Source organism: Xanthomonas sp. BRIP62409 (genome assembly GCF_003992965.1).
GTDB lineage: Bacteria > Pseudomonadota > Gammaproteobacteria > Xanthomonadales > Xanthomonadaceae > Xanthomonas > Xanthomonas euroxanthea.
The window spans coordinates 35,193-59,854 of sequence record NZ_QEZJ01000014.1; the positions used below are offsets into that span (position 1 = coordinate 35,193).

At 66.0% G+C, this 24,662-nt stretch carries 22 protein-coding genes and 2 tRNA genes; 8 read left to right on the forward strand and 16 right to left on the reverse strand.

Annotated features, from left to right (window positions below; all coding sequences use genetic code 11):
* Nucleotides 1-119 precede the first annotated feature (119 nt).
* A complete protein-coding gene (locus EO170_RS03615) occupies nucleotides 120-2,084 on the forward strand; it encodes a PAS domain-containing methyl-accepting chemotaxis protein (protein ID WP_241239387.1) in 1,965 nt (654 codons plus the stop codon).
* A gap of 198 nt (nucleotides 2,085-2,282) precedes the next feature.
* Here EO170_RS03615 and EO170_RS03620 read toward each other — a convergent pair whose 3' ends face one another.
* Nucleotides 2,283-2,984, reverse strand: coding sequence for a pirin family protein (locus tag EO170_RS03620; protein WP_126942525.1), 702 nt, complete (start codon nucleotides 2,982-2,984; stop codon nucleotides 2,283-2,285).
* Between the two features lie 136 nt (nucleotides 2,985-3,120).
* Here EO170_RS03620 and EO170_RS03625 point away from each other — a divergent pair, with 136 nt between their 5' ends.
* Both EO170_RS03625 and EO170_RS03630 read left to right on the forward strand, forming a co-directional pair.
* The gene (locus tag EO170_RS03625) at nucleotides 3,121-4,065 is read left to right on the forward strand and encodes a LysR family transcriptional regulator (RefSeq protein ID WP_126942528.1); all 945 of its coding nucleotides are present in this window, start codon (nucleotides 3,121-3,123) and stop codon (nucleotides 4,063-4,065) included.
* A gap of 44 nt (nucleotides 4,066-4,109) precedes the next feature.
* Nucleotides 4,110-5,102 (forward strand): DedA family protein/thiosulfate sulfurtransferase GlpE, encoded by a 993-nt coding sequence (locus EO170_RS03630; RefSeq protein WP_126942531.1) that lies wholly within the window; start codon nucleotides 4,110-4,112, stop codon nucleotides 5,100-5,102.
* 146 nt (nucleotides 5,103-5,248) lie between these two features.
* On the opposite strand, the gene EO170_RS03635 is transcribed toward EO170_RS03630, so the two are convergent.
* The 10 genes from EO170_RS03635 to EO170_RS03680 all read right to left on the reverse strand — a co-directional run bounded on the left by EO170_RS03635 (nucleotide 5,249) and on the right by EO170_RS03680 (nucleotide 11,425).
* Nucleotides 5,249-5,325 (reverse strand) — tRNA-Arg (locus tag EO170_RS03635).
* Nucleotides 5,326-5,432: 107 nt separating this feature from the next.
* Nucleotides 5,433-5,509, reverse strand: a tRNA-Arg gene (locus EO170_RS03640).
* Nucleotides 5,510-5,549: 40 nt separating this feature from the next.
* Nucleotides 5,550-6,431 carry an alpha/beta fold hydrolase gene (locus EO170_RS03645; RefSeq protein ID WP_126942534.1) on the reverse strand — a complete coding sequence of 294 codons (882 nt, stop codon included), beginning with the start codon at nucleotides 6,429-6,431 and terminating at the stop codon, nucleotides 5,550-5,552.
* Complete coding sequence (gene thiD, locus EO170_RS03650; RefSeq protein ID WP_164740889.1) at nucleotides 6,428-7,237, reverse strand: bifunctional hydroxymethylpyrimidine kinase/phosphomethylpyrimidine kinase; 810 nt, start codon at nucleotides 7,235-7,237, stop codon at nucleotides 6,428-6,430. The genes EO170_RS03645 and thiD overlap by 4 nt, the downstream gene beginning before the upstream one ends.
* A gap of 37 nt (nucleotides 7,238-7,274) precedes the next feature.
* On the reverse strand, nucleotides 7,275-7,946 hold the full coding sequence (locus EO170_RS03655) for a YoaK family protein (protein ID WP_104582907.1): 672 nt from the start codon (nucleotides 7,944-7,946) through the stop codon (nucleotides 7,275-7,277).
* Between the two features lie 6 nt (nucleotides 7,947-7,952).
* A complete protein-coding gene (locus tag EO170_RS03660) occupies nucleotides 7,953-8,435 on the reverse strand; it encodes a hypothetical protein (RefSeq protein ID WP_104648538.1) in 483 nt (160 codons plus the stop codon).
* The gene (locus EO170_RS03665) at nucleotides 8,435-9,832 is read right to left on the reverse strand and encodes a PhoH family protein (protein WP_104582909.1); all 1,398 of its coding nucleotides are present in this window, start codon (nucleotides 9,830-9,832) and stop codon (nucleotides 8,435-8,437) included. The genes EO170_RS03660 and EO170_RS03665 overlap by 1 nt, the downstream gene beginning before the upstream one ends.
* A gap of 82 nt (nucleotides 9,833-9,914) precedes the next feature.
* On the reverse strand, nucleotides 9,915-10,397 hold the full coding sequence (locus tag EO170_RS03670; RefSeq protein WP_126942540.1) for a peroxiredoxin: 483 nt from the start codon (nucleotides 10,395-10,397) through the stop codon (nucleotides 9,915-9,917).
* 37 nt (nucleotides 10,398-10,434) lie between these two features.
* A complete protein-coding gene (locus EO170_RS03675) occupies nucleotides 10,435-10,785 on the reverse strand; it encodes a ribonuclease E inhibitor RraB (protein ID WP_104582911.1) in 351 nt (116 codons plus the stop codon).
* Nucleotides 10,786-10,798: 13 nt separating this feature from the next.
* Entirely contained in the window at nucleotides 10,799-11,425 is a 627-nt protein-coding gene (locus tag EO170_RS03680) for a glycine cleavage system protein R (RefSeq protein WP_002813792.1), read from the reverse strand.
* A 92-nt stretch (nucleotides 11,426-11,517) separates the two neighbouring features.
* Between EO170_RS03680 and dapA the strand changes: the two genes are divergently transcribed.
* Together dapA and EO170_RS03690 are read left to right on the forward strand one after the other, a co-directional pair.
* Complete coding sequence (dapA, locus tag EO170_RS03685; protein WP_126942543.1) at nucleotides 11,518-12,426, forward strand: 4-hydroxy-tetrahydrodipicolinate synthase; 909 nt, start codon at nucleotides 11,518-11,520, stop codon at nucleotides 12,424-12,426.
* Between the two features lie 16 nt (nucleotides 12,427-12,442).
* Nucleotides 12,443-12,961 (forward strand): hypothetical protein, encoded by a 519-nt coding sequence (locus tag EO170_RS03690; RefSeq protein ID WP_104582913.1) that lies wholly within the window; start codon nucleotides 12,443-12,445, stop codon nucleotides 12,959-12,961.
* A 97-nt stretch (nucleotides 12,962-13,058) separates the two neighbouring features.
* Here EO170_RS03690 and fdxA read toward each other — a convergent pair whose 3' ends face one another.
* The 5 genes from fdxA to EO170_RS03715 all read right to left on the reverse strand — a co-directional run bounded on the left by fdxA (nucleotide 13,059) and on the right by EO170_RS03715 (nucleotide 17,056).
* Nucleotides 13,059-13,382, reverse strand: coding sequence for a ferredoxin FdxA (gene fdxA, locus EO170_RS03695; RefSeq protein WP_006453280.1), 324 nt, complete (start codon nucleotides 13,380-13,382; stop codon nucleotides 13,059-13,061).
* Between the two features lie 116 nt (nucleotides 13,383-13,498).
* Nucleotides 13,499-14,377: a 2-dehydro-3-deoxygalactonokinase gene (locus tag EO170_RS03700; RefSeq protein ID WP_115676783.1), complete on the reverse strand. Its 879-nt coding sequence runs from the start codon at nucleotides 14,375-14,377 to the stop codon at nucleotides 13,499-13,501.
* Nucleotides 14,374-15,285 (reverse strand): SMP-30/gluconolactonase/LRE family protein, encoded by a 912-nt coding sequence (locus EO170_RS03705; RefSeq protein WP_126942546.1) that lies wholly within the window; start codon nucleotides 15,283-15,285, stop codon nucleotides 14,374-14,376. Before EO170_RS03705 ends, EO170_RS03700 begins: the two co-directional genes overlap by 4 nt.
* Nucleotides 15,279-16,427: a galactonate dehydratase gene (gene dgoD, locus EO170_RS03710; protein ID WP_126942549.1), complete on the reverse strand. Its 1,149-nt coding sequence runs from the start codon at nucleotides 16,425-16,427 to the stop codon at nucleotides 15,279-15,281. Before dgoD ends, EO170_RS03705 begins: the two co-directional genes overlap by 7 nt.
* Complete coding sequence (locus tag EO170_RS03715; protein ID WP_104582917.1) at nucleotides 16,424-17,056, reverse strand: 2-dehydro-3-deoxy-6-phosphogalactonate aldolase; 633 nt, start codon at nucleotides 17,054-17,056, stop codon at nucleotides 16,424-16,426. Before EO170_RS03715 ends, dgoD begins: the two co-directional genes overlap by 4 nt.
* Nucleotides 17,057-17,430: 374 nt before the next feature.
* Here EO170_RS03715 and EO170_RS03725 point away from each other — a divergent pair, with 374 nt between their 5' ends.
* The 3 genes from EO170_RS03725 to EO170_RS03735 all read left to right on the forward strand — a co-directional run bounded on the left by EO170_RS03725 (nucleotide 17,431) and on the right by EO170_RS03735 (nucleotide 24,659).
* Entirely contained in the window at nucleotides 17,431-18,402 is a 972-nt protein-coding gene (locus EO170_RS03725; protein WP_104582918.1) for a LysR family transcriptional regulator, read from the forward strand.
* Nucleotides 18,403-18,664: 262 nt separating this feature from the next.
* Complete coding sequence (locus EO170_RS03730; RefSeq protein WP_126942552.1) at nucleotides 18,665-21,595, forward strand: TonB-dependent receptor; 2,931 nt, start codon at nucleotides 18,665-18,667, stop codon at nucleotides 21,593-21,595.
* Nucleotides 21,596-21,935: 340 nt separating this feature from the next.
* Entirely contained in the window at nucleotides 21,936-24,659 is a 2,724-nt protein-coding gene (locus EO170_RS03735; RefSeq protein ID WP_126942555.1) for a TonB-dependent receptor, read from the forward strand.
* Nucleotides 24,660-24,662 lie beyond the last annotated feature (3 nt).

A 24,662-nucleotide genomic window follows, 5' to 3' on the forward strand; every position in this document is an offset into this window, starting at 1 on the left:
TCTGAATTGCCACAAACGTGCCGTAGGCAGCGATTCAAGTAACCCGGGCATGGGTCGCTAAGGCTGTGACACCTCTTTCGGATCTCAACCCGATGCGCCTACCGCCGCTACTTGGACGCCTGTTTTCTTCCCGGAGCCGTGGGCTGCAGCACAAGGCCGATGCCGTGGACCGGGTGATGGCGGTGATCGAGTTCGATCTGGATGGCCGCATCCTGCATGTGAACCAGAACTTCCTGTCACTGATGGGCTACCGGCTGGACGAAGTCGTCGGTCAGCATCACCGCATGTTCGTGACCCCTGGCGACCGCGACAGCGAAAGCTACCGGCAGTTCTGGCAGGCGCTGCGCCGCGGCGACTTCAACGCCGGGCGGTTCTGTCGCCTGGACAAGCATGGGCGCGAGGTATGGATCAACGCCTCCTACAACCCGTTGCTGGATCGTGCGGGCAAGGCCTATCGGGTGGTCAAGTACGCCACCGACATCACTGCGCAGGTGCGCCAGACCGCCGATTTCGAAGGCCGCATCGATGCGATCGACAAGGTCATGGCGGTCATCGAGTTTTCGCTGGACGGCACGGTGCTCGATGCCAACGAGAATTTCCTTGCGGCCATGGGCTACCGGCTCGATGAGATCCGCGGCAAGCATCACGGCATGTTCGTGGACGCGCAAACGCGTCAATCGGCGGCCTATCGCGCGTTCTGGGACAAGCTTGGGCGCGGCGCGTTCGACGCGGGCCGCTACAAGCGCATCGGCAAGGACGGTCGGGAGGTGTGGATCCAGGCGTCCTACAATCCCGTCCTCGACGAGCACGGGCGGCCGTACAAGGTGGTCAAGTACGCCACCGACGTGACCCGTCAGGTGATCGATTCGGCCGATGCCGATGGCCGCATCCAGGCCATCGACAAGGTCATGGGCGTGATCGAGTTCGATCTGCAAGGGCGTGTGCTGACCGCCAACGACAACTTCCTGGCCATTTTGGGGTACTCCGCCGAGGAGGCGATCGGCCAGCATCACCGCATCTTCGTCGACGCAAGCTACGGCGCCTCCGAAGACTACCGGCATTTCTGGACAAAGCTGGCGCGTGGCCAGTTCGATGCGGGCCGCTACCGTCGGCTGCACAAGGATGGCAGTTCGGTATGGATCCAGGCGTCCTACAACCCGATCCTGGACGTGTCCGGGCGGCCGTACAAGGTGGTCAAGTACGCCACCGATGTCACCGATCAGGTGCGCTCTGCCGAGCGCATGGGACAGTTGATGCAGCAGACATTGAGCATCGCGCAGAACGTGCAGCGCGAGGCACACCATATTTCGGTCAGCAATCAGGAGCTGGTGAGCCGCTCGTCCACGCAGTCGGCAGCGGTGGCGCAGACCTCGACCACCATCGACCAACTGGCAGAGACCGTCCGCACCAATTCCGACAGCGCCAATTCGGCCCAGCGCATGGCCGAAGCATCGGCCGATGTTGCGCGACGCGGCGCCACCGTCATCGCCGACATGGTCAAGACCACGGCCGGCATCCGCTCGGCGACCGATCGTATCGGCCAGATCATCGAGGTGATCGACGGCATTGCGTTCCAGACCAATATCCTCGCCTTGAATGCCGCCGTGGAAGCGGCACGTGCTGGCGAGCAGGGCCGTGGATTTGCCGTGGTGGCGACCGAGGTGCGTAGCCTGGCGCAGCGCTGCAGCGTCTCTGCGAAGGAGATCCGTGGCTTGATCGACAATGCGACCGACCAGGTGGGCGATGGTTCGCGCCTGGCCGAGCAGGCCGGTGTGGTGATGCAGGACATGGTCGGCTCGGTGCTGCGCGTCACCGCGACCGTGGAGCAGATTGCCGCTGCCAGCCAGGAGCAGGCGCGGGACATTTCCACCGCCAATACCGCGCTGCAATCGATCGGTGTGCAGGCGCGAGACCAGGCGCAGATGGTCGACGACCTGGCGCGTTCGGCGCGTGTGCTGGAAGCCGATGCCGATGCGCTGTTTGCCTTGGTCAATGGCGATGGCGACGGTGATCGCGACACCGGGGCGGCGGCGGTGCGCAGCGAGGCCCCGATCAAGCCGCTCGCCAAGCCGCAGGCCGCGTGATCCTCGCGCAGGGATGTGCTGATGCGCGGCGGCGTCGATGCATAGCGTCATGCATGGCAGCGGCATCGCCGGTGCCTTGCAGGCTGATCGCCTGAGCACAAAAAAGCCCGCCGGAAGCGGGCTTTGTGCTGTTGGCCAGTCTCCAGCGCGCAGCGTGCCGCATTGTCTGCGGCACGCTGCATGCCGGGCTGGCGCCGTTTACTGCGGCAGGTCGAACACCAGCACTTCCGCATCGCGTGCATCGGCCAGCACGATCTCCGGCTCGCCGGTGATCTGCAGCGCGTCGCCGGCCGACAGTGCCTGGCCATTGACGCTCAGGCTGCCGCGCGCCACCTGCACGTAGCCGATGCGGGCATCGGCCAGCGGCTGTTGCAGGCGCACCTGGCCATCGAGGATGGAGGCATACAGGCGTGCATCCTGGTGCAGGCGCAGCGAGCCGTGCTCGCCACCGGGCGAGGCGATCAGGCGCAGCTGGTTGCGCTTGCTGTCGGCATCGAAATGCTTCTCCTCGTAGCTAGGCTCGATGCCGTTGCGTTCGGGCATCACCCAGATCTGCAGGAAGTGCACCGGCTCGCTGGCCGAGTGGTTGAACTCGCTGTGGGTGACGCCGCTGCCGGCGCTCATGCGCTGCACGTCGCCGTAGTGCAGCACCGAGCCGGTGCCCATGCTGTCCTTGTGCTCCAGCGCGCCACCCAGCACGTAGGAGATGATCTCCATGTCGCGGTGGGCATGGGTGCCGAAGCCTTCGCCCGGGGTCACCTTGTCCTCGTTGATCACCCGCAGCGGGCCGATGCCCATGTGGCGCGGGTCGTGGTAACTGGCGAAGGAGAACGTATGGCGCGAGGACAGCCAGCCATGTTCGGCGCGGCCACGGGTTTCGCTCTTGCGGACAGTCAACATGCTGCTTCTCCTTGAAAGGTTCGAGTGTCGCCGGGAAGGGGAATCGGTGTCCCAGCGGCTTGATGCGTAGTCTGGGCCTGCGCATCGGTAACGAAAAGCGAGTAGATTTGGCAGCTACCATCGAAAAAATCGAACAATGACCATCAGCCTGGAAGCGCTGCAGATCCTGGACGCGATCGACCGCCGCGGTTCGTTCGCGGCGGCGGCCAAGGTGATGTTCAAGGTGCCGTCGACGATTTCCTACACGGTCTCCAAGCTGGAGGACGACCTGGGCGTGCAGTTGTTCGAGCGGGTTGGACCGAAGGCCACGCCCACGCAGGCGGGGCGTGAGCTGCTGCGCGAAGGGCGGCAGCTGCTGCGCGCCGCGCAGGAGCTGGAGGTGCGGGTGCGGCGGGTGGCGTCGGGCTGGGAGTCGGACTTTGCGATCGGGCTGGACGCGATCCTGCCGGTCGCCCTGCTGCAGGCGCAGATCCTGAACTTCTACACGGTGGCTGACAGCACGCGCCTGCGCGTGGTGAGCGAATCCTTGTCCGGCAGTTGGGAGGCGCTGCTGGATCGGCGCGTGGACCTGATCGTCGCGGCGGGCGAGGGCCCGAGCGGTGGTGGCTACGTCGCCGAGGCGATCGGGACGCTGGGCTTTGTGTTCGCGGTGGCCTCCACGCATCCGCTGGCCGGCGCCGGTACGCTGGGCGCGGCCGAACTGGCCGAACATCGTGCGATCGCAGTGGCCGATTCGGCACGGCGTCTGCTGCCACGCACGGTCGGCCTGCTGTCCGCGCGCGATGTGCTCACCGTGCCGGACATGCAGACCAAGCTGCAGCTGCAGCTGGCCGGCGCTGGCTACGGCTTTCTGCCCGAGCCATATGCGCGCGGCGCGCTGCAGGATGGCCTGCTGTGCGAGCTGCAGGTGGAAACCCGCAAACCCGACGAAACGTTCTACCTGGCCTGGCGTCCGGGCGAAGAGGGCGAGGCGCTGGGCTGGTGGCGGCGCGCATTGCGCAGCGATGGGCTGTTCGATGGCTGGTTGCAGTCGCTTGCCGAAACGTATCGTTCCGTCGCCGCCGTGCAGTCGCGCGCGTGAAGAAGGGCCGATAATGGGCCCTCGCCGTCGCGCAGGGGCGCCGCATGCAGGGCTTGATCGAACAGTACGGATTGGCGCTGGTCTTTGCCAACGTGCTGGCGTTGTCGCTGGGCCTGCCGGTGCCGGCGCTGCCGACCCTGGTGCTGGTCGGGGCCGGCTACGCGCTGCAGGGCGGGGAGGATGCCTGGCTGGCCGGACTGACGGCCTTGGCGGTGTCGGTGCTGGCAAGCCTGCTCGGCGACCTGGCCTGGTATCTGGCTGGCCGCCGTTTCGGCAATCGCACCTTGCAGTCGCTGTGCCGGCTGTCGCTGTCGCGCGATACCTGCATAAAAAAGACCGAGCGGTTCTTCTCGCGCTGGGGTGTGCGGGTGTTGGCGGTGGCCAAGTTCGTGCCCGGTCTGTCGATGGTCTCGGTGCCGATGGCCGGTGCGATGCGGGTGCGTCCGGCGGCGTTCCTGCGCTACGACGCCCTGGGTGCGTCGCTGTGGGCATTGGTCGGCCTGGGCCTGGGCGCGCTGTTCGCGCAGCAGGTGCAGGACGTGTTGGCGTTGCTGTCCGACCTGGGGTCCGGTGCGATCGTCGTCGTGGCCGTGTCGCTGGCCTGCTACGTCGGCTGGCGCTGGTGGCGCCGGCATGCCCTGCTGCGTTCGCTGGAGCATGCGCGGATCGCCGTGGAGGAGCTGGTGCCGCTGCTCGATGGCGACGAAGCGCTGCGGCCGACGGTGCTGGATATCCGGGCGCCGGGCCATCGCGATCTGCAGCCGTACGCGATTCCCGGCGCGGTGTTTGCCGACGAGCGTCAGCTGGCACAGATCCTTGCCAGCGTGCCGCGCGATCGCAGCGTGGTGATCTATTGCGCCTGTCCGGACGAGGTGTCGGCGGCGTGGTTGGCCGCTCGGATGCGCGAGCGCGGATATCGCGACGTGCGGCCGCTGTTGGGTGGGCTGGATGCCTGGCGCGATGCCGGGCATCCGGTGACCTCGCTGCTGCCGGTCGTGGTGGTGGCCGGGGCCGATGCGCTGGATGCGATGGCCTGATCGCCATGATGCGGTGACTTGCAGCGCGCATGCCGGCCTGTCGCGCGTTTTGCTTGGTGTTGGCTGCGTCGTAACGGCGCAGCCACGATTCGTCCTCGAACGGCAGGCAAAAAAAAGACCAGCAAGCTGGTCGTTTTCTTCAAGATTGGTGCGCCCGGAGAGATTCGAACTCCCGACCGCCTGGTTCGTAGCCAGGTACTCTATCCAACTGAGCTACGGGCGCATTATCTTGTTTTGACTTGCGTTTCGACTTGCAGATCCATCGCAGTGCGATAAGACCTTTTAACTAAAAAGACAGCGTTTGAAGGCTGTCTCTCGTTGTTCTGAAGATGGTGCGCCCGGAGAGATTCGAACTCCCGACCGCCTGGTTCGTAGCCAGGTACTCTATCCAACTGAGCTACGGGCGCGTCGTCAGGAGCGGAATTATGCGGATGCCTGGAGTGCTCGTCAATCCCTTTGTGAAAGTCGATCGTCGCTGCCCGGATCGCCAAGCTGCCGCCGCAGCGCAGCGGCAACGGCAGCAGGCGTCTTCATCCAGGCAAAATGATCGCTACGCGTGCCCAGTTGCGCATCGTCCAGGGCGATGCGCTCGGCAGGTGCCTGCGGCATTTTCTGCAGCAAGGCCTGCAAGGCGCCGGGCGGGCCGAAGCGGTCGCGTGCGAAGGTCACTGCGCTGATCGGCATGCGCAGTTGGCCCAGCGCCTGTTCGAGATTCCATGGCGTGCCGGCCGCACGATAACGATTGCTGCGACCGACCTGCGCCCAATCGGCGATCAGGCTGCGCGCCTCGGTTGCGCCGAAACCGAGCGTTCGTCCATGCAGCACGCCGTGGGTACGTGCCAGCCATGGCAACAGTCGGAAGATCAGCGGCAGGCCGTAGCGCATCGGCACCGGGAAATTGCGCCAGTACGGCGAGCCGCTGGCGACCAGCCACAGCTGCGCAATCCGTGCAGGCTGCAACGCGGCATGGCAGCAGGCCAGTTGGCCGCCGAGGCTGTGACCGCCGAGCACGCACGGCAGCTGCGGGTCATGCAGGTCGAGCAGCGCCCGGCTGGCGGGAATATCGTCGGCAAGCAGCGTGCGATAGCCCCAGTCGTGCTGGCGCGAGGGGCGCAGGGTGCTGCTGCCATTGCCGCGCCATTCGTGCAGGTACACCGCAATGCCGGTGCCGGCCAGTGCATGTGCGAACGGCTGGTAGTGTCGCGCGGCGACCCCGAGTGCCGGCAGCCACAGCAGGCTGGCGATCGGCCGCGCCGGGGCGTGGCGCAGCACCTGCCAGGCATGTCCATCCACGGCGGTGACGGTGAGCGTGCTGGCGTGCACGCTCATGGGCTGGGCGCGGCACCGAAATGGTCCAGGACCAGCACATCGCCGTGACCGGGGCTGTGGCCGAGGCGGATGGCGCGCGCGACGTAGTCGATGGCCGCTTCGCAGGCATTGAGCAGGGACAGGCCCTGGCACACCTGCGCGGCAATGGCCGCCGACAGGCTGCAGCCGGTGCCGTGCGCATCGACCTGCAGGCGCGGATGCATGAACACGTCCTGGGTGACGCCGTCATCGAAGCGGTCGATCACGCGCGTGCCCTCGTGCAGGTGACCGCCCTTGAGCAGCACCGCGTTGGCGCCGAGGTCGAGCAGGGCGGCGGTGGCATGCTCGGCGGCATCGGCATCGTCGATGCGGCGGCCGGTCAGCAGCTCGGCTTCGGGCGTATTCGGCGTGATCAGCGTGGCCAGCGGCAGCAGGCGCGTGCGCAGCGCCTCCAGCGCGGCGTCTTCGAGCAGGCGGGCGCCGCTGGTGGACACCATCACCGGGTCGAGCACCACGAAGGGCGGGCGATGGCTTTCAAGCAGATCGGCCACGCAATGGATGACCTCGGCATTGGCGAGCATGCCGAGCTTGACCGCCTGGATCTGGAAGTCGGCAAAGCAGGCATCGATCTGCGCCTGCAGAAACGCGACCGGCGGGACATGCACGGCAGTGACGGCGCGGGTGTTCTGCGCGGTCAATGCGGCGATCGCCGACAAGCCGTGCACGCGGTGCGCGGCAAAGGTCTTGAGGTCGGCCTGGATGCCGGCACCACCGCCGGAATCGGAGCCGGCGATGGTCAGGGCGGACAGCGTGCTGGACGTGGTCATGGGGGGATTCTGCACTGCCGCCTGGCGGAAGTGCGGATCATTGCGTACGCCAGCGACGCCATTGCAGGTAGGCAATGTAGCCGGCACCGGTCAATCCGGTGAGGCCGGCTGGCAGGTAGAGCGCGTCGTAGTGCCAGCGCTGGAACAGCCAGGTGCCGAGCACGCTGCCGGCGAGAAAGCCGCTGATGATCAACCCGCTCAGCGTGAGTCGGCGCACCTGTAGCGGGCGCCCGCGCAGCAGGTGCCCCAGGCCGATGCCCAGGTCGGTGAACATGCCGCTCAGGTGCGTGGTGCGGACTGCGGCGCCACTGAGGGTGGTGGCCATGGCGTTCTGCAGCCCGCAGGCACCTGCGGCGACCAGCGCGCCGCCGACGTGATGCAGCTTGAACAGCGGAATCGCGGCCAGCAACAGCAGCGCTTCGAGCAGCAGCGCCGCGCCGTAGCGCTGTCCGAGCCGCAGGACATCGTCCTGGATGATCAGGCCGCTGAGCATGGCGCCTGCGCAGAAGGCGATCAGGATGCCCCACAGGAAGCCGATCTCCGGTGCGCTGTCCTGCACCAGGGCCACGCCGAGCAGGCTGGTGGTGCCGGTGAGGTGGCTGACCACCTGGTGTTCGGAACCCAGGTAGCCGACCACGTTGACCATGCCGGCCACACCCGACAACGCGACCGCGCCGATCCAGACCCAGCGCGGCAGCAACAGGCCCATCGCCGGTCAGGGTGTGCCGTTGATGGCGATCTGCGAAAACGCGCCGGTTTGCGGGTCGTACAACGCGCCCCAGAACGCACTGCCGCCATCGCACACCCGGATCGCGTCCCTGGCCGGTTTCACTGGCGGATCGTTCGGCAGCCTGAAGGCATTGATGTAGATCAGCTGCTGGCCCTGGATCACCACGCCGACGTACTGGCGGTCGAAATCACGTGGCTCGGGGATGGTCGGGGTCAAGGCATCCTGCCTGGATTCGAGCTGCTCGATCTGCTGCTGGCTCGGTGTCCAGTAGCCGGTGATCTGGCCAGGATGACGCGCCGGGCTGTCGCGCGAGCAGGTGTCCAGCACCTGCTCGGCGACGCTCTGGCGGGTGATGACCCAGGATTGCCCGCTCTTGAGGTTGGTGGGCACGCTGGCCGGAGGCGGCGTGGTCGCGCAGCCGGCCAGTGCCAGGACGGTGAACGCCGCCGCGCCGCGCAGCAGGTGCATCACAGCACCTCCGAGGCGAAGTCGGCCAGGCGCGACCGCTCGCCACGACGCAGCGTGATATGCGCGCTGTGCGGCCAGGCCTTGAAGCGGTCCACCGCATAGGTCAGGCCCGAGGTGGTCTCGGTGAGGTAGGGCGTATCGATCTGTTCGACATTGCCCAGGCACACGATCTTGGTGCCGGGGCCGGCACGGGTGATCAGCGTCTTCATCTGCTTGGGCGTGAGGTTCTGCGCTTCGTCCAGAATCAGGTAGCGCGACAGGAAGGTGCGCCCGCGCATGAAGTTCATCGAGCGGATCTTGATGCGGCTGGCGAGCAGGTCGTTGGTGGCCGCGCGGCCCCACGAGCCGCCTTCCTGGTTGTGGGTGAGCACTTCCAGGTTGTCGGTCAGTGCGCCCATCCACGGGGTCATCTTTTCCTCTTCGGTGCCGGGCAGAAAGCCGATGTCTTCGCCGACGCTGACGGTGGCGCGGGTCATGATGATTTCGCGGTAACGCTGCTGATCCATCGTCTGCGCCAGGCCGGCGGCCAGGGCGAGCAAGGTCTTGCCGGTACCGGCGGTGCCGAGCAGGGTGACGAAATCGATCTCCGGGTCCATCAAGGCATTGAGCGCGAAGTTCTGCTCGCGGTTGCGCGCCACGATGCCCCACACCGCGTGCTGGCCGCTGCGGAAATCGTCGACCAGGCACAGCGTGGCCTTGCCGCCGCCGACCTTGGCCACGCGCAGTTCCACTTCGTCCTCGCCCGGCAGATACAGGTACTGGTTCGGATACCAGTCCTCGTCGTCGGCCAGCACGATCTCGTAATGGGTGCGGCCACGCTCGTTCCAGCTGCGCAGGTCCTGGTTGTGCTTTTCCCAGAAGTTTTCCGGCAGCTCGATGGCGCCGGTGAACAGCAGGCTGAAATCGTCCAGCGCGCGATCGTTCTGGTAGTCCTCGGCATTCAGGCCGCTGATGTAGGCCTTGATGCGCAGGTTGATGTCCTTGGACACCAGGATGACCGGTACATCCGGATTCTCCTCGCACAGCGCCAGCACCGATGCCAGGATCTTGTTGTCCGGAATCATCGCGCCGAAGGTGCGGCCCGGGTCGATCGGATGGATCTGGAAGTACAGCCGGCCGATCGCGGCCTGGCCCTTGAGCTGGATGCCCTGCGGATGGCTGAGCAGGATGCCGGCCTGGATCTGCTCGGCGTTGGTGTTCTCCAGCAATTCGTCCAAAAAGCGGCTGACCTGGCGCGCATTCCGGCTGACTTCGGACGTGCCCTTCTTGGCGTTGTCCAGTTCCTCGATCACCTGCATCGGCAGGAACACATCGTGTTCCTCGAATTTGAACAGCGCGGTGGGATCGTGCATCAGCACGTTGGTGTCCAGCACGTAGATGCGCTTGCCTCGGGTCATTGGGTCTTCCAAGTGATGGAACAGGGGCGAGCCATCACGCCTGCGGGGCAGGGTGATGGAGGACACGGGAAACCAGGGGGCGTCACTGTCTGGCGTGCGCCTTCAACGCGGCCAGCACGGCGTCGGCGTGGCCGGCCACCTTGACCTTGCGCCAGGCCTGCACCACCACCCCTTCGGGCGACAGCAGGAAGGTGCTGCGCTCGATACCGAGCACCTGCTTGCCGTACATGTTCTTTTCCTTGATCACCTCGAAGGCGCGGCACAGGGCCTGATCGCCATCGCTGACCAACGGGAAGGCAAAGCCCTGCTTGGCGCAGAAATTGTCGTGCGACTTCACCGAGTCGCGCGACACGCCCAGCACGACCGCGCCGGCCTGCGTGAACTGCGGCAGCAGCGCGTTGAAATCCAGGCCTTCGGTGGTGCAGCCGGGCGTGCTGTCCTTCGGGTAGAAGTACAGCACCAGCCATTTGCCGGCGTAGCCGCGCAAGGTGGTCTGAATGCCACCGGACAGCGACAGTGGCAGGTCCAGGCTTGCGGCGGGGAGGTCAAGTACAGCGTCGGTCATCGTTGCTCAGCCCAAAGTGGAGGGGCGTGCGGCGCGGTCATGCCGGGCCGACGTCCATCCCATCATAAGCAGCCACGTGGAAACGTTTGGCAAGCGCGTCGAACTGCGCATTGCGCTGATTCAGCGACTCGATGGTGTGCTGTTCCAGCTTGTCCACATGCAGGAAGTAGGACTCCTCGTCGTCGCCATCGTCTTCGTCGCGTTCGCCGAGGAAGATGTCGATGACGCGATAGCCGTCCTGGGTCAGTTGCGCGGCGAGCTGTTGCAGCGGTTGCTGCGCCGGGTCGGCGAAGAAATATTCCCAGCGCAACGGCCCGTCGAGATTCCAGTCGGTCTCGGAGCGGATGTGCTCGAACATCTGTTTCAGTGCGGAAAGGGCAATGGCCATCGGGACGTCTGCCTCAGAACTTCATCGGGTCCATGATCGCGTCGAGATTGAGGTGATCACAGAATTCCAGGAAATCATCGCGCAGTGCGGCGATGTGCATGTTGGCCGGCACGCCGATCGTCACCTGCGCAGAGAACATCTCCGCGCCGGTCTGCATGGCGCGGTAGCGCGTGCTCTGCAGGTTCTCGATGGTGATGCCCTGGCGGTCGAAGAAATCGGCCAGCTGGAACAGGATGCCCGGCTTGTCGGCGGCGATGACTTCGACGATGTAGGGCAGCAGGTTGGACTGGGTCTGCTTGGGGCCGGTGCGGTACCACACCAGCTTCAGGCCTTCCTCGCGCTCGAGGCGGGTCAGCATGGCCTCCAGCTTGGCGACCGAGTCCCAGGAGCCGGTGGCCAGGGCGGTGACCGAGACATCGCGCCCCACCGTGGCCAGGCGGGCGTCCACGAGATTGCAGCCGCTATCGGCGATGCGGCGGGTGACGGGCAACAGGGGGGACTCCGGATGCGTCGTGTAGGCGTTGATCAGGAGGTGGTTTTCGGTCGGCGAGGGCCGGGGAGTCGAGTCGGTCAAAGGGGCTTCCGGCATTGCATCAGGCTGAATGGCCGCCCGGGCAGGCGCCCTGGCGGTGACCAGCATACTTGCCCGTGGTTTCGCGCCGCAAGTAACATGCAGGCGGCCACAACCCGCGTGCGCGCGGGCCTTTCCTGTCACGTAAGAGCAGCAGAATCTTGTCCCTTTCCGGCATCATCACCGCGCTGGCGACCCCTTTCGGTCCGGACGGCGCACTCGACCTGGATGCCTGGCGGCGGTTGCTGGAACAGCAACTGCACGGCGGCGTGCAGGGAATCGTCGTCGCCGGTTCCACCGGCGAGGCCGCCGCATTGAGCGACGAGGAGTACGACACCTTGTTGCGTGCCGCCGTTGCGCAGGTGGCCGGCCGCGTGCCGGTGCTGGCCGGCACCGGCCTGTCGGGCACCGCCAAGACCATCGCGCAGACGCGCCGCGCCGCTGCGCTGGGTGCGCAGTACGCGCTGGTGGTGACGCCGCCGTACGTGCGTCCGACCCAGGCCGGCCTGCAGGCGCATTTCCTGGCGGTTGCCGACAACGGCGGCTTGCCGGTGGTGCTGTACAACGTGCCTGGCCGCACCGGATGCGACCTGTTGCCGGAGACGGTTGCCGCGCTGGTCGGGCATCCGAACATCGTCGGCATCAAGGAAGCGCGCAGCGAGCCGGAGCGTGTGGCCGCGCTGGTGGCGCTGCGCAGCGAGTCCTTCGTGGTGCTCAGCGGTGATGACGGCAGCGCCGCGCAGGCGATGCTGTCCGGTGCCGACGGGTTGGTTTCGGTGGCGTCCAACGCCTTGCCGTCGGCCTATCGGCGCCTGTGCGACCTGGCCCGCGACGGCCAGCGCGAGGCGGCCACCACGTGGGACGCACGCCTGAGCGAGTACCACAGTTTCTGCGGCATCGAATCCAATCCCATCCCGGTCAAGGCGCTGCTGCAGCGCGCCGGGATCGGGCACGGCCTGCGTTTGCCGTTACTGCCCCTTTCTGCGGCGCACCAGCCCGCCGCCGACCGCCTTGCCGCCGACGCTATTGCGTTGGAAGCGCTTTCCAGCCGCGAAATGCTCGCGGCCTGACCCAGGAGATCTATCGATGCGTCATTCCGTTTCCCCCGTCCGCGTGCTCTCGCTCGCGTTGCTGGCGACCGCCACCGTCGCCGCCACGAGCGGTTGCAGCTGGTTCCACAAGGGCGCACGCGGTGACTACGCGCTGGCCCCGGAAGCCCGTCCGCTGGAAGTGCCGCCGGATCTGAACCTGCCCGATACCTCCGGCGCGATGAAGGTGCCGACGCTGGCTTCGACCGCGCAGCAGAACACTTCGGCGCCGCCGTCCGCCAGCGCCAACAGCGGCTTCACCGTGCCGGGCGAGCGCGACGAGGTGTTCGCCAAGGTGGGTGCGGCACTGGCCGACATTCCCGGCCTGACCATCGCCAGCAAGGCGCAGATGCTCGGTTCCTACGACGTGAGCTACGAAGGGTCCAGCTTCCTGGTGCGCGTGGTGAAGGTCGACGCCGGCAGCTACGTGTCGGCAGTGGATCCGCGCGGCATGCCGGCCACCGCGGCAGCGCCGGTGGCGGTGATCACCGCGTTGAAGGGCAAGCTGGGCGGCTGAGGCCGCTGCAGCCATCGCAGACAGCAGAACGGGCGCTTCGGCGCCCGTTTTGCGTTTCTGATGCGGTGTCGTCGCTGCGCTGCGGCCAGACGCTGTGTCAGCGCTGCAGCAGCGGCAACTTGTTCGGCTTGCCGTCCCATTCGGCGGCATCGGGCAGCGGCTCCTGGCGCACGGTCAGCACCGGCCAGGCCTTGGCCAGCTCGGCGTTGAGCGCGACGAAGCCTTCCTGGCCTGCCGGGACGTCGTCTTCCGGGTAGATCGCGTTGGCCGGGCATTCCGGCTCGCACAGCGTGCAGTCGATGCACTCATCCGGGTCGATGACCAGGAAGTTCGGGCCGACATGGAAGCAATCCACCGGACAGACCTCGACACAGTCGGTGTATTTGCACTTGATGCAGTTTTCGGTGACAACAAAAGGCATGGCGGAATCCGGCGTTTAGCCTGTCAATTCTAAAGCAGTCCGGTGGCCGGTGTGGGGTTGGCGGGGATTTGTCCGCCCCGGCCGTGGCCGGCCGGTTGCGTGCTGGGTGTCTGCGCTCAGGCCAACCCGCGCTGCCTGGCCAGCGCGAACAATCCCGTGGCGGCCAGATCTTCCGGATGCCGCTGTGTCTGCACGCCCAGATGCGCCAGCGCCAGCGCATAGCGTTGTGCCAGGCCGGGGCTGCCGACCAGGTGCACGGTGGCGTGATCGCCGCGGTGCTCGCGCAGCTCGTGGCCGATCAGCAGGCCCGACAGATAGGACGGCAGTGCGGCGGCGGTGAGGCGGTCGAACAGGCCCAGGGTACGCGCGCCGAACAGGTGGTGGCTGAGCCCGCCGGGCTCGGCGCTGCGATCAACGCCTTGCGCGAATGCGTCGGTGTCCAGGTCCGCAGGATCGTCCTGCATCAGCTTGCCCAGAATGCTGTGCTGGCGCAGCACCGCATACAGCTCGCCGGTCATGACGGTGGCAAAACCGGTCAGCTGGCCGTGGTCGAGCTGTGCCCATTTGCTGTGGGTTCCGGGCAGGCAGGCGACGTGCGTGCCGTCGCCGAGCGCGGCGAGCAGGCCGACCAGCTGGGTTTCCTCGCCCCGCATGACATCGGGCACGCCATGCTGCTGGCCGGTGCTCACGCCGGGCACGAACCACAGCGTGCGTCCGGGCAGCAGGTCGTCGTAGCTGCGCATCGCCTGCGCCAGCGCGGCGGTATCGGCCGGGCAGGGCAGATAGGCCTGTTCGACCCAGCCATTGCGGCTGCCGATCATGCCCGACAGCAGCAGCGGGCCGTCCCAGCCCTCGATCAGCGTGCTCAGCACCTCGCCGAAGCGGCCCTGGCAGGCCAGGATGCCGTCGCTGCCGCGGCGCTGCTCCAGCACCTGGCCGTCGGCAGCGAGCAGATAGCCGCGCAGGCTGCTGGTGCCCCAGTCGATGGCGATCATGCGCTGGCCACCCGACTCTCGGGCAGGCCGTTGATCGCCACGTCGCAGACGTACAGGCCGCCGGCTTCCGGGGTGCGGGCCAGTTCCTCGGCGCTGTGGTCCAGGCGCGAGCTGATCACGTGCAGGCGGTCCAGCGCGGCGCCGCCGAAGGCGCTGCAGGTGGGGTGCTTGACCGGCAGTTGCACGATGCGCTCGATGCTGCCGTCGGGGCGGTAACGCACCACGCGCCAGGCGCGCCACTGCGCATTCCACAGATGGCCCTGGCTGTCGATGATGGAGCCGTCCGGCTCGGCATCGGCGCGGTCCAGCGTGGTGAACACGCGCACGTTGCTGGTCTGCGCGGTGTCGGCATCGTAATCGCAGCACAGGATCTGCGGGCGCAGCGAGTCGCAGTAGTACAGCGTGCGGCCGTCGGGGCTGAAGCAGATCGAGTTGGGGATCGACACGCCCGGCAGCGGCAACGCACGCAGGCCGTGGCGCAGCGAGAACTGGTACATCGCACCGCGTGCGGCCTTGTGGTCGTGCTCGTCCATGGTGCCGAGCACGAGGTTGCCGTTGCGGTCGGCGCGGCCATCGTTGCTGCGCGTATGCGGGTTGTCGGCTTCGATATCGGCCAGGTGCTGGAGCGGCAGGCTGTCGCCGTCGGCATTGTCCGGGTCGGCGATGCAGATCGACTTGGCCAGCGCGATCAGCACGCGGCCGTCGTCCATCAATCCCAGGCAGCCGGGGCGGTCCGGCAACGTCCAGTACCGGGTGTGGCCGCTGTGCGGATGATGCCGCCACAGGCGCTTTTCGCTGATGTCCACCCAGTACAGCGCTTCACGCTGCTCGCACCACAGCACGCCTTCGCCATGCGTGCAGCGGCTGTCGACCGCCAGCACGGCGGTGTGTTCGGGCGTGCTCACCATTCGGCGATGCTGCCATCGCTGTGACGCCAGACCGGGTTGCGCCAGTCCGGCGGATTTTCGTTTGCGCGCTTGAGCATGTCTTCGTCGATCTCCACACCGAGCCCGGGCTTGGGCAGGGCGGCGATACTGCCATCGACACACTGAAAATCGTCTTTATTGATGACGTAGTCGAGCAGGTCGGCACCTTCGTTGTAGTGGATGCCGATGCTCTGTTCCTGCAGCACCGCGTTGTGCGACACGAAGTCCACGTGCAGGCAGGCGGCCAGCGCGATCGGGCCGAGCGGGCAGTGCGGCGCGAAGCCGACATCGTAGGCCTCGGCCATCGCGGCGATCTTGACGCACTCGCTGATGCCGCCGGCATGCGACAGGTCCGGCTGCACCATGCCGATCCCGCCGGCGCACAGCACGTTCTTGAATTCGAAGCGCGAGAACATGCGCTCGCCGGCGGCCAGCGGAATCGAGGTGCTTGCGGCCAGGCGCGGGTAGTACTCGGCCTGCTCGGCCAGCACCGGTTCTTCGACGAACAGCGGCTTGAACGGTTCCAGCTCGCGCAGCAGCGCCTTGGCCATCGGCGCGCCGACGCGGCCGTGGAAGTCGATACCGAAGTCGATGGTGTTGCCGAAGGCCTCGCGGATCTCGGCCACCTTGACCACCGCCGCATCGACCGCGCGCGCGCTGTCGATCAGCTTCATTTCCTCGGTGCCGTTGAACTTGAAGGTGTCAAAGCCCAGCGCGCGGTAGTCGGTGATCTGCTGGATGATCGCACCGGGGCGGTCGCCGCCGACCCAGCGGTAGGTCTTCATGCGATCGCGCACCAGCCCGCCCAGCAACTCGTACACCGGCACGCCCAAGGCCTTGCCCTTGATGTCCCACAAGGCCTGGTCGATGCCGGCGATGGCGCTCATCAGGATGGCGCCGCCGCGGTAGAAACCGGCGCGGTACATGGTCTGCCACAGGTCATTGATGCGCGCCGGATCCTTGCCGATCACATAGCCGGCCAGTTCATGCACGGCAGCTTCCACCGAGCGCGCGCGGCCTTCGATGACCGGCTCTCCCCAGCCGGTGATGCCCTCGTCGGTCTCGACCTTGAGGAACAGCCAGCGCGGTGCGGCGTGGTAGGTGGTGAGGCGGGTGATCTTCATCCTTGCAGTTCCTGGTAGGCCTGCACGAAGGCGCGTGCATGCGTCTGGGTCGTTTCGAGCGATTGCGCGGGTTTGTACAGTTCGCCACCGATGCCGGCGCCGGCGGCGCCCTGGGCAAGGAAGCCGGCCAGGGTCTGCGGGCTGACGCCGCCGACCACGTAGACCGGAATGTGGGTGGGCAGCACCGAGCGCAGCGCGCGCACGTGCGCCGCGCCATAGGTCGCCGCCGGGAACAGCTTCAGGATCGTTGCGCCGGCATCGATGGCGTCGAACGCCTCGCTGGCGGTGGCGAAACCGGCCACAACGGTGAGCCCGCGCGACACCGCATGGCGGATCAGCGACGGGCGCGTGTTCGGGGTGACGATGAAGCGCGCACCAATCTCGGCCAGGGTGTCGACATCGTCGTTGCGCAGCACGGTGCCGGCGCCGATCCAGGCGCGCTCGCCGTAGGTCTGCTGCGCGAGCGCGATGCTCTCGGCCCAGCGCGGCGAATTGAGCGGGATCTCGATCGCGTCGAAACCGGCGTCGATCAGTGCACCGACATGGTCGAGCGTTTCTTCCGGCGTGATGCCACGCAGGATGGCGATCAGTGGCAGGGCGAACAGGCTGGCGGTGGTGTCTGAGGTCATCGTGTTACTCGCGATAGAGCGGAAAACGGCCGTCGGCGACCGAAGGGCCGCCAACGTCGGGGGAGGGTGCAGCGCTGCACGGCGCTGCGCGGAGGATGGCAGGCAGCAACGACGCGGTGGCTGCGGCACCTGCGTGCGCACTCCAACGGCCTGCAATTGGCCGGCAAGTTGCCGTCATCGTCGTCCACCTCCGCAATCATGGCGTGCGTGTTGCCATCTCGTGGAAGATGGGGTCACGTCTGTTCTGGCCGCGCCCGGGAGGTAGGGGCTCCTGCTGCGGCGTTCGATAGCCTCGCGCGCGGAGATATGTGCTGCAAATGAAATTTTCGGCATATTCTATTCCTCCTACGAATACACCTGCGTGGCGATACCCCATGGCAAATTCCAGCACTCCCTGGTTCAACGCTGCCCGCCTCAAGACGCGCCAGCTGCTGCTGCTGCTGCATCTGCACGAACAACGCTCGGTGCTGCGTGCGGCCGAGGCCGCCAGCATGACGCAACCGGCCGCCTCCAAGCTGCTGGCGGAAATGGAAGACATGCTGGGGGTGAAACTGTTCGAGCGACATGCCCGCGGGGTGGAGCCTACCTGGTACGGCCATGTGCTGATCCGGCGTGCGCGTGCGGCGATGTCGGAGATCGGCCGGGCGCAGGAGGAAATCGCCGCGTTGCGGGCCGGGCGCATGGGCCAGGCCTCGATCGGCACGGTGGTCAATCCAGGCACCAACCTGGTGCCGCAGGCGATCGCCGAGGTCAAGCGCGAGTTCCCCGACATCCTGGTGCGGGTGGAAATGGACTACAGCCGTCCGCTGGTGGCCAAGTTGCTGGACGGCCAGCTGGATATCGTGATCGGCCGCATCCTGGGGCCCGAGGGCGTGGGCGAGCTGGAATTCGAGCCGCTGGCCGACGAGCCGCATTCGGTGATCGCGCGGGCCGGCCATCCGCTGGCCAGCCGGGTCGGCCTGCAGCATGCGGACCTGGTACGCCATGGCTGGATCCTGCCGCCAGCCGACAGCGTGCTGCGCGCGCGGCTGGACTCGATGTTCATGGAGCACGGAGTGCAGACGCCGACCAATGCGATCGAGACCTCGTCGCTGCCGGTGACCTCCACGCTGCTGCGCGGCACCGACATGCTGACCGCCTTGCCGGTGGAATCGGTGGCGCCGCTGATCCAGGCCAAGCTGCTGACCGTGCTGCCGATCGAACTGGGTGTGCGCATGGAGTCGTTCGGCATCATCCGCCGGCGCGATTACATCCTGCCGCCGGGGGCCGAGCGCATCCTGCAGGCGCTGCGCACCACTGCACGGCGTTTGTATCCGGCCTTGCGCGGGCCGGAATCCACTGGATAAGCGGGCTCTTCCATTCGTATTCCAGAAGGGCATACCAGGCTGTGAATTTTTCATTGGCTGGCGCTAGACCACGCGCCTATATCTGTGAGCCAGATCGCACGCTGAAGCGCACGTGAAGTCGGGCAGGTGATCGGCGGCCAAGCCGCCATGCAGTGGGAGGTGGAGCCGGGCGGCAACGTCCGTGTCCTGCACGATCACGTGGCCCGTTGACGGTGCCGCGCTAACCAGTCTTCCGTCGTCTTGCGTCCTGGGAGGGATTCAGATGTACAAGTTTTCAAGCCATGCCTCGGCAGGGACGGGCGTGCACGCACGTCGTACCCCGCGTTTGCGTCATTCCGCCATGGCCGTCAGCATCGGGCTGTTGCTCGCCGCACCGGTGTACGCCCAACAGACGCAGTCGCCCCCGACTGCCCCCGCCGGCAATACTGCCGGCAACGCGGTGGATCTGGATGCGGTGGAAGTGCGCGGTGTGCGCGCCAGCCTGATCAAGTCGCAGGTGATCAAGCGCGATGCTAGCCAGATCGTGGATTCGGTTAGTGCCGAGGACATCGGCGCCTTGCCCGACCGCAGCGTCACCGAGACCCTGCAGCGCGTCAGCGGCGTGACCATCGATCACTTTGCCGCGCGCAGCGACCCGGACCATTTCTCCGCCGAAGGCAGTGGCGTGATGATCCGTGGCCTGACCCAGGTGCGCGGCGAACTCAATGGCCGCGACATCTTCAGCGCCGCCAGCGGCCGCGGGCTGAGCTTCGAAGACGTGCCGGCCGAGTTGATGGCCGGGGTGGACGTGTACAAGAACCCCTCGGCGGAAATCATCGAAGGCGGCCTGGGCGGCACGGTCAATCTGCGCACGCGCATGCCGTTCGACAACCCGGGCCGGATCGTCGGTGGCAATGTCGATTACAACTACGGCGACATGAGCAAGAAGTACAAGCCGTCGGCCTCGTTCCTGTTCAGCGACCGCTGGAACACCGGCATCGGCGAAATGGGCTTCATGATCGACGTCGCGCACTCGGAGCTGGCCACGCGCTCGGACGGCATCCAGGTGGAGCCGTACGTGCGGCGCACCGACGAGGCCGTGTTGGCCGGCAGCGGACGCAGCGAGGTGTTCGTGCCGGGCGGGGTGAACTGGCGTCAGCTGGATTTCGAGCGCAAGCGCGACGGCATCGCGGCGGCGTTCCAGTGGAAGCCCAGCGATGCCACCGAGATCTACGCGCAGTTCCTGCGCTCGCGCTACGAAATGAACTGGCAGGAGCGCGCCGCGTTCTTCAACGACAGCAACAACAGCATCACGCCGGCGCCAGGCACGACCTTCGACTACGACGATCGCGGCGGCTTCCTGCGCGGCTCGCCGGTGTCCAGCTCGTGGCGCGGAGTGCTCACCGGCGACGGCGTGCGCTTCAACACCGACAACCGCTATTCCGAACAGCGCACCACCACCACCGACATGTCGGTGGGTTTCAGCCACTTCTTCAACGACAACCTGCAGATCAAGGGCGATATGCAGCTGGTAGAGTCGGAGAACGAACAGCTGGATTTCACCGTGTTCAGTGCGACCTATCTGCCGGGCCTGTCGTATGACGTGTCGGGCAGGTATCCCAGCGTGCAGATCGCCAACCCGGCCTTCACCCAGGACCCGTCCAACTACTTCTGGGCGGCGGCGATGGACCACCTGGGCAAGAACCGCGGGCGTCAGCTGTCCACGCGCGTGGATCTGGAATACACCTTCGATGACAGCAGCTGGTTGCGCTTTGCGCGCTTTGGCATGCGCGCCACCGACCGCAACCAGATCAACAAGAATTCCGGCTACAACTGGGGCGTGATCTCCGACAACTGGGCCGCCATTCCGGGCACCAGCAACGGCCTGGCCAACATGTCCGAGTTCATGACCGACCAGTCGTCGTTGTTCACCTTCTCCGACTTTTTCCGTGGCGGCGTGAACGTGCCGACCACGCTGGTGGTGCCCAACAGCGGCCTGGTCAACAACTACGCCTCGGCCTCGCAGATGATCCAGCAGATCGTGGCGCTGCGCGGCTACGGCTGGGCGCCGGACACCTATCAGCCGCAGGACACCAACCGGCAGCACGAACGCACCCAGGCCGCCTACGCGGCGCTGTACTTCGGCAACGACGAGGCCTGGGGCGTGCCGGTGGACGGCAACATCGGCATCCGCGTGGTGCAGACCAAGACCCAGGCCGAAGGCTTCGGCCAGTTCCAGAACCTGGCCGGGCTCAATGTCTCGCCGGAACTGCAGGCGCGCTATACCGGGCAGTACTTCGAGAACAACTCGCAGGGCAGCTACACCAACGTACTGCCCAGCCTGAACCTGCGCCTGCGCTTCACCGACAGCCTGCAGTGGCGCTTTGCCGCCTCCAAGGCGATGGCGCGCCCGGACTACACCCAGTTGCAGCCGTATGTTTTGCTCAACGTGGAAACCAACGACGCCGGCCAGGCGACCGATTTTGTCGGCACCGCCGGCAACCCGAACCTCAAGCCGATGGTGGCCAACCAGTTCGACACTGCGCTGGAGTGGTACTTCGACACCAGCGACATGCTGTACGCCACGCTGTTCTACAAGAAGGTCAAGGACTACTTCTCCACCCAGACCCGCAGCGAGATCTACGACAACCGCCCCTGGCTGGTGACACGCCCGTACAACATGGACGAGGGCACCATCCGCGGCGCGGAGCTGGGCTATACCCAGTTCTTCGACCAGCTGCCGGGCTGGCTGAGCGGGTTCGGCGTCAATGCCAACTTCACCTTCGTCGACAGCCAGGGCGGCGCCAACACCGCCACCGACCCGTATACCAATACCACCGTCACCGGGGTCGAGCTGCCGCTGGAAGGCCTGTCGCGGCGCAGCTACAACCTGGCCGGCATCTACGAGAAGGGGCCGTTGTCGCTGCGCCTGGCCTACAACTGGCGCTCGCGCTACCTGCTGACCACCAGCGATGCGTCCACCCGTCTGCCCACCTGGGCTGACGACTACGGCCAGCTCGATGGCTCGTTTTTCTACCGCTTCAACGCGCACCTGCAACTGGGCGTGCAGGCCAACAACCTGACCAACACGGTGACCAAGGTGTTGATGGGGCCGACCTCCTACGAAGGCGGTGAAGTAGATCCGCGTCTGTATACGCGCTCTTCCTTCGTCAACGACCGGCGCTACTCGCTGGTGCTGCGCATGAACTGGTAAGCGAAGGCCGTCACGGAACTGCTGTGTCCGGGCTCGCGGAGTTGAGCCCGCTTTTGCCGATCCGGCCCGCCGGGTCGGCAATGCCAGACCCGGCGGGTTTGTCGGGGTTGCTATAGTTTTTACGAATAGCTTTCCAGGAATATTTCATTGGTGTGGCACGACGGCGCCGCCCTATGCTCCGGCCGCAGCCGCTAGGTAAGCCTTGTCAGGATTACCACGCATCGCAACCGCCCGGCCTTCCGGTCGTGGGCGGATGCGGGCCAGCACCAACGACGGGCAGGGCGTTCGCGCACCGACCCGCTAAAAAATTAGAAGTACATGCGTCCTGGGAGGGAGCACCATGTCAGTGCAACATCGCCACATTCCGGCAGGCCGGACTGTGGGTCAGCGTTCGATCCGTGATTTCCGCCGCTCCGCGATGGCCCTCAGTGTGGCCACGCTGTTGAGCGCGCAGGCCTACGCGCAGGATGCGACCACCACTGCCGCTCCGGTTCAGGACTCCACCACCCAGCAGCTCGACACCGTGCAGGTCACCGGCACGCGCAGCAGCGTCACCAAGGCGCAGCTGGTCAAGCAGAATGCCGAGCAGATCGTCGATTCGATCGTTGCCGAAGACATCGGCAAGCTGCCCGACAACAACGTCGCCGAGGCGCTGCAGCGCATCTCCGGTATCCAGATCACGCGCAACTACGGCGAAGGCAGCTCGATCGCCATCCGCGGCCTGACCCAGGTGCGTACCGAACTCAATGGCCGTGACATCTTCACCGCCAACGATGGCCGTGGCCTGAGCTTCGAGGACGTGTCGGCCGAACTGCTCGGCGGCGTCAACGTCTACAAGAATCCCTCGGCCGACATGATCGAAGGTGGCCTGGGCGGCACCGTGGATCTGCGCACGCGCCTGCCGTTCGACTACGACGGCCGCAAGATCGCCGGCAGCGTCCAGTACAACTATTACGACCTGGCCGACGACGGCAAGCCGGCGTTCTCGGGCCTGTTCAGCGATCGCTGGCAGACCGGCATCGGCGAGATCGGCCTGCTGGTGAACTACTCGCAGCAGAAGAGCCCGTTCCGCCAGGACACCATCTCGATCGAGCCGTGGTACACCCAGACCGATCTGCCGGGCTATGAAGGCCAGGGCGTGTCGGTGCCGCACGGCGCCGGTATCAACACCACCGTCGGCGAGCGTGAGCGCAAGACCGGTGCGTTCGCGATGCAATGGCGTCCCAACGATGCGGTGGAGGTCTACACGCAGGTGCTGCGTTCGGAATACGACTTCAGCTGGCACGACTATTCGTTCTTCGCCCTGACCGGCGCCAACCCGATGCAGGGCCTGCCCGGCATCGAAGTCAACGACCGCAACGAATTCGTCAACGGCGCGTTCCAGAACGTGCCGACCGAGTCCAACACCAGCCTGACCGAGCGGCATTCGGTGACCACCGATTACTCGCTGGGCGCCAAGTGGACGGTCAACGAGAAGCTGACCCTGAGCACCGACTTCCAGTATGTCGATGCCACCACCACCGGCACGCGCTACATCCTGTCCACCGGTCAGTCCACCAGCCCGCAGTTCAACGTCGACTTCCGCGGCGATCTGCCGCGCCTGTCGGTGACCGATGCCAGCGGCGCGGAAGGCTACCTGGCCGACGTCAACAACTACGACGGCTGGCGCTATCACCTGGACAACAAGGACGACAACAAGGGCACCGAGTTCGCCTGGCGCGCCGACATGGATCTGGCCTTCGACAGCGACTTCGTGCGCAGCTTCAAGGCCGGTGTGCGCTACACCGACCGCGATGCCGAGACCAAGGGCAATATCTATCGCTTCATGTGCATCAACAACTGCGCGGGTGCGCCGTTCTCGCAGTTCCCCAGCGTTGGTGTCGTGACCAATCCGATCACCGATTTCTTCCGCGGTGAAAGTCATGCCTTCGGCCCGACCCTGACCGCGTCCGATGCGGCGGTGGCGAACTATCGGCAGACCCTGGCCACCTTCGGTGCCAGCCCTCTGGAGTTTTCGCCCAACAACATCAACGCGCAGACCGAGAAGACCTACGCGGCCTACGGCGTGTTGCGCTTCGGCGTGGACAGCGATTCGATTCCGTTCGACGGCAACATCGGCGTGCGCGTGGTGCGGACCGAGGTCGGCTCCACCGGCGTGCGTACCGGCACCGACGGCGAGGGCGGCGGCCTGATTCCGGTGGACGCGCAGCAGACCTATACCGACGTGCTGCCGAGCTTGAACCTGCGCTGGATGCTGAGCGATCAGCTGCAGTGGCGTTTTGCCGCCTCGCGCGGTATCTCGCGTCCCACCTTCGATCGCCTCAACCCGAACCTGAGCCTGAGCACCGGCACCTCCAACGGCGCCTCGACCTTCACCGGCAGGGCGGGCAACCCCGATCTGGAACCGGTCAAGGCCGATCAGTTCGACACGGCGCTGGAGTGGTATTTCGGCCAGGGTTCGATGATGTACGGCACCCTGTTCTACAAGAAGGTCGAAGGCTTCATCGCCGACAGCGTGTTCAACGAGGTCTACGATGGTCGCGTGTGGCAGATCACCCGTCCGGTCAATGGCGATGCCGGCAAGATCCGCGGTGCGGAACTGGGCTACACGCAGTTCTTCGACTTCCTGCCGGGCTGGCTGAGCGGCTTCGGCCTGCAGACCAACTACACCTATGTCGACAGCGAGGCACCGAGCCCCACCGCCACCGACACCAACGGCCAGGCGCTGACCGTGCCGCTGGAAGGCCTGTCCAAGAACAGCTACAACGCGATCCTCAGCTACGAAACCTCGCGCTTCCAGGGCCGTGTGGCCTACAACTGGCGCAGCGACTGGCTGGTGACCACCGCAGGCAACGGCACCGGCAATCTGCCGGTCTACAACAAGGGCTTCGGCCAGCTGGATGCCTCGCTGCGTTTCAACATCAATGATGTGTGGTCGATTTCGCTCGATGGCGTGAACCTGCTCGATACCCGGCGCGAAAGCTACCTGGGGACCGAGTCGCGCTACCGCGACTTCGTGATCAACGATCGTCGGTATGGCCTGACCTTGCGGGCCAGCCTGTAGAAC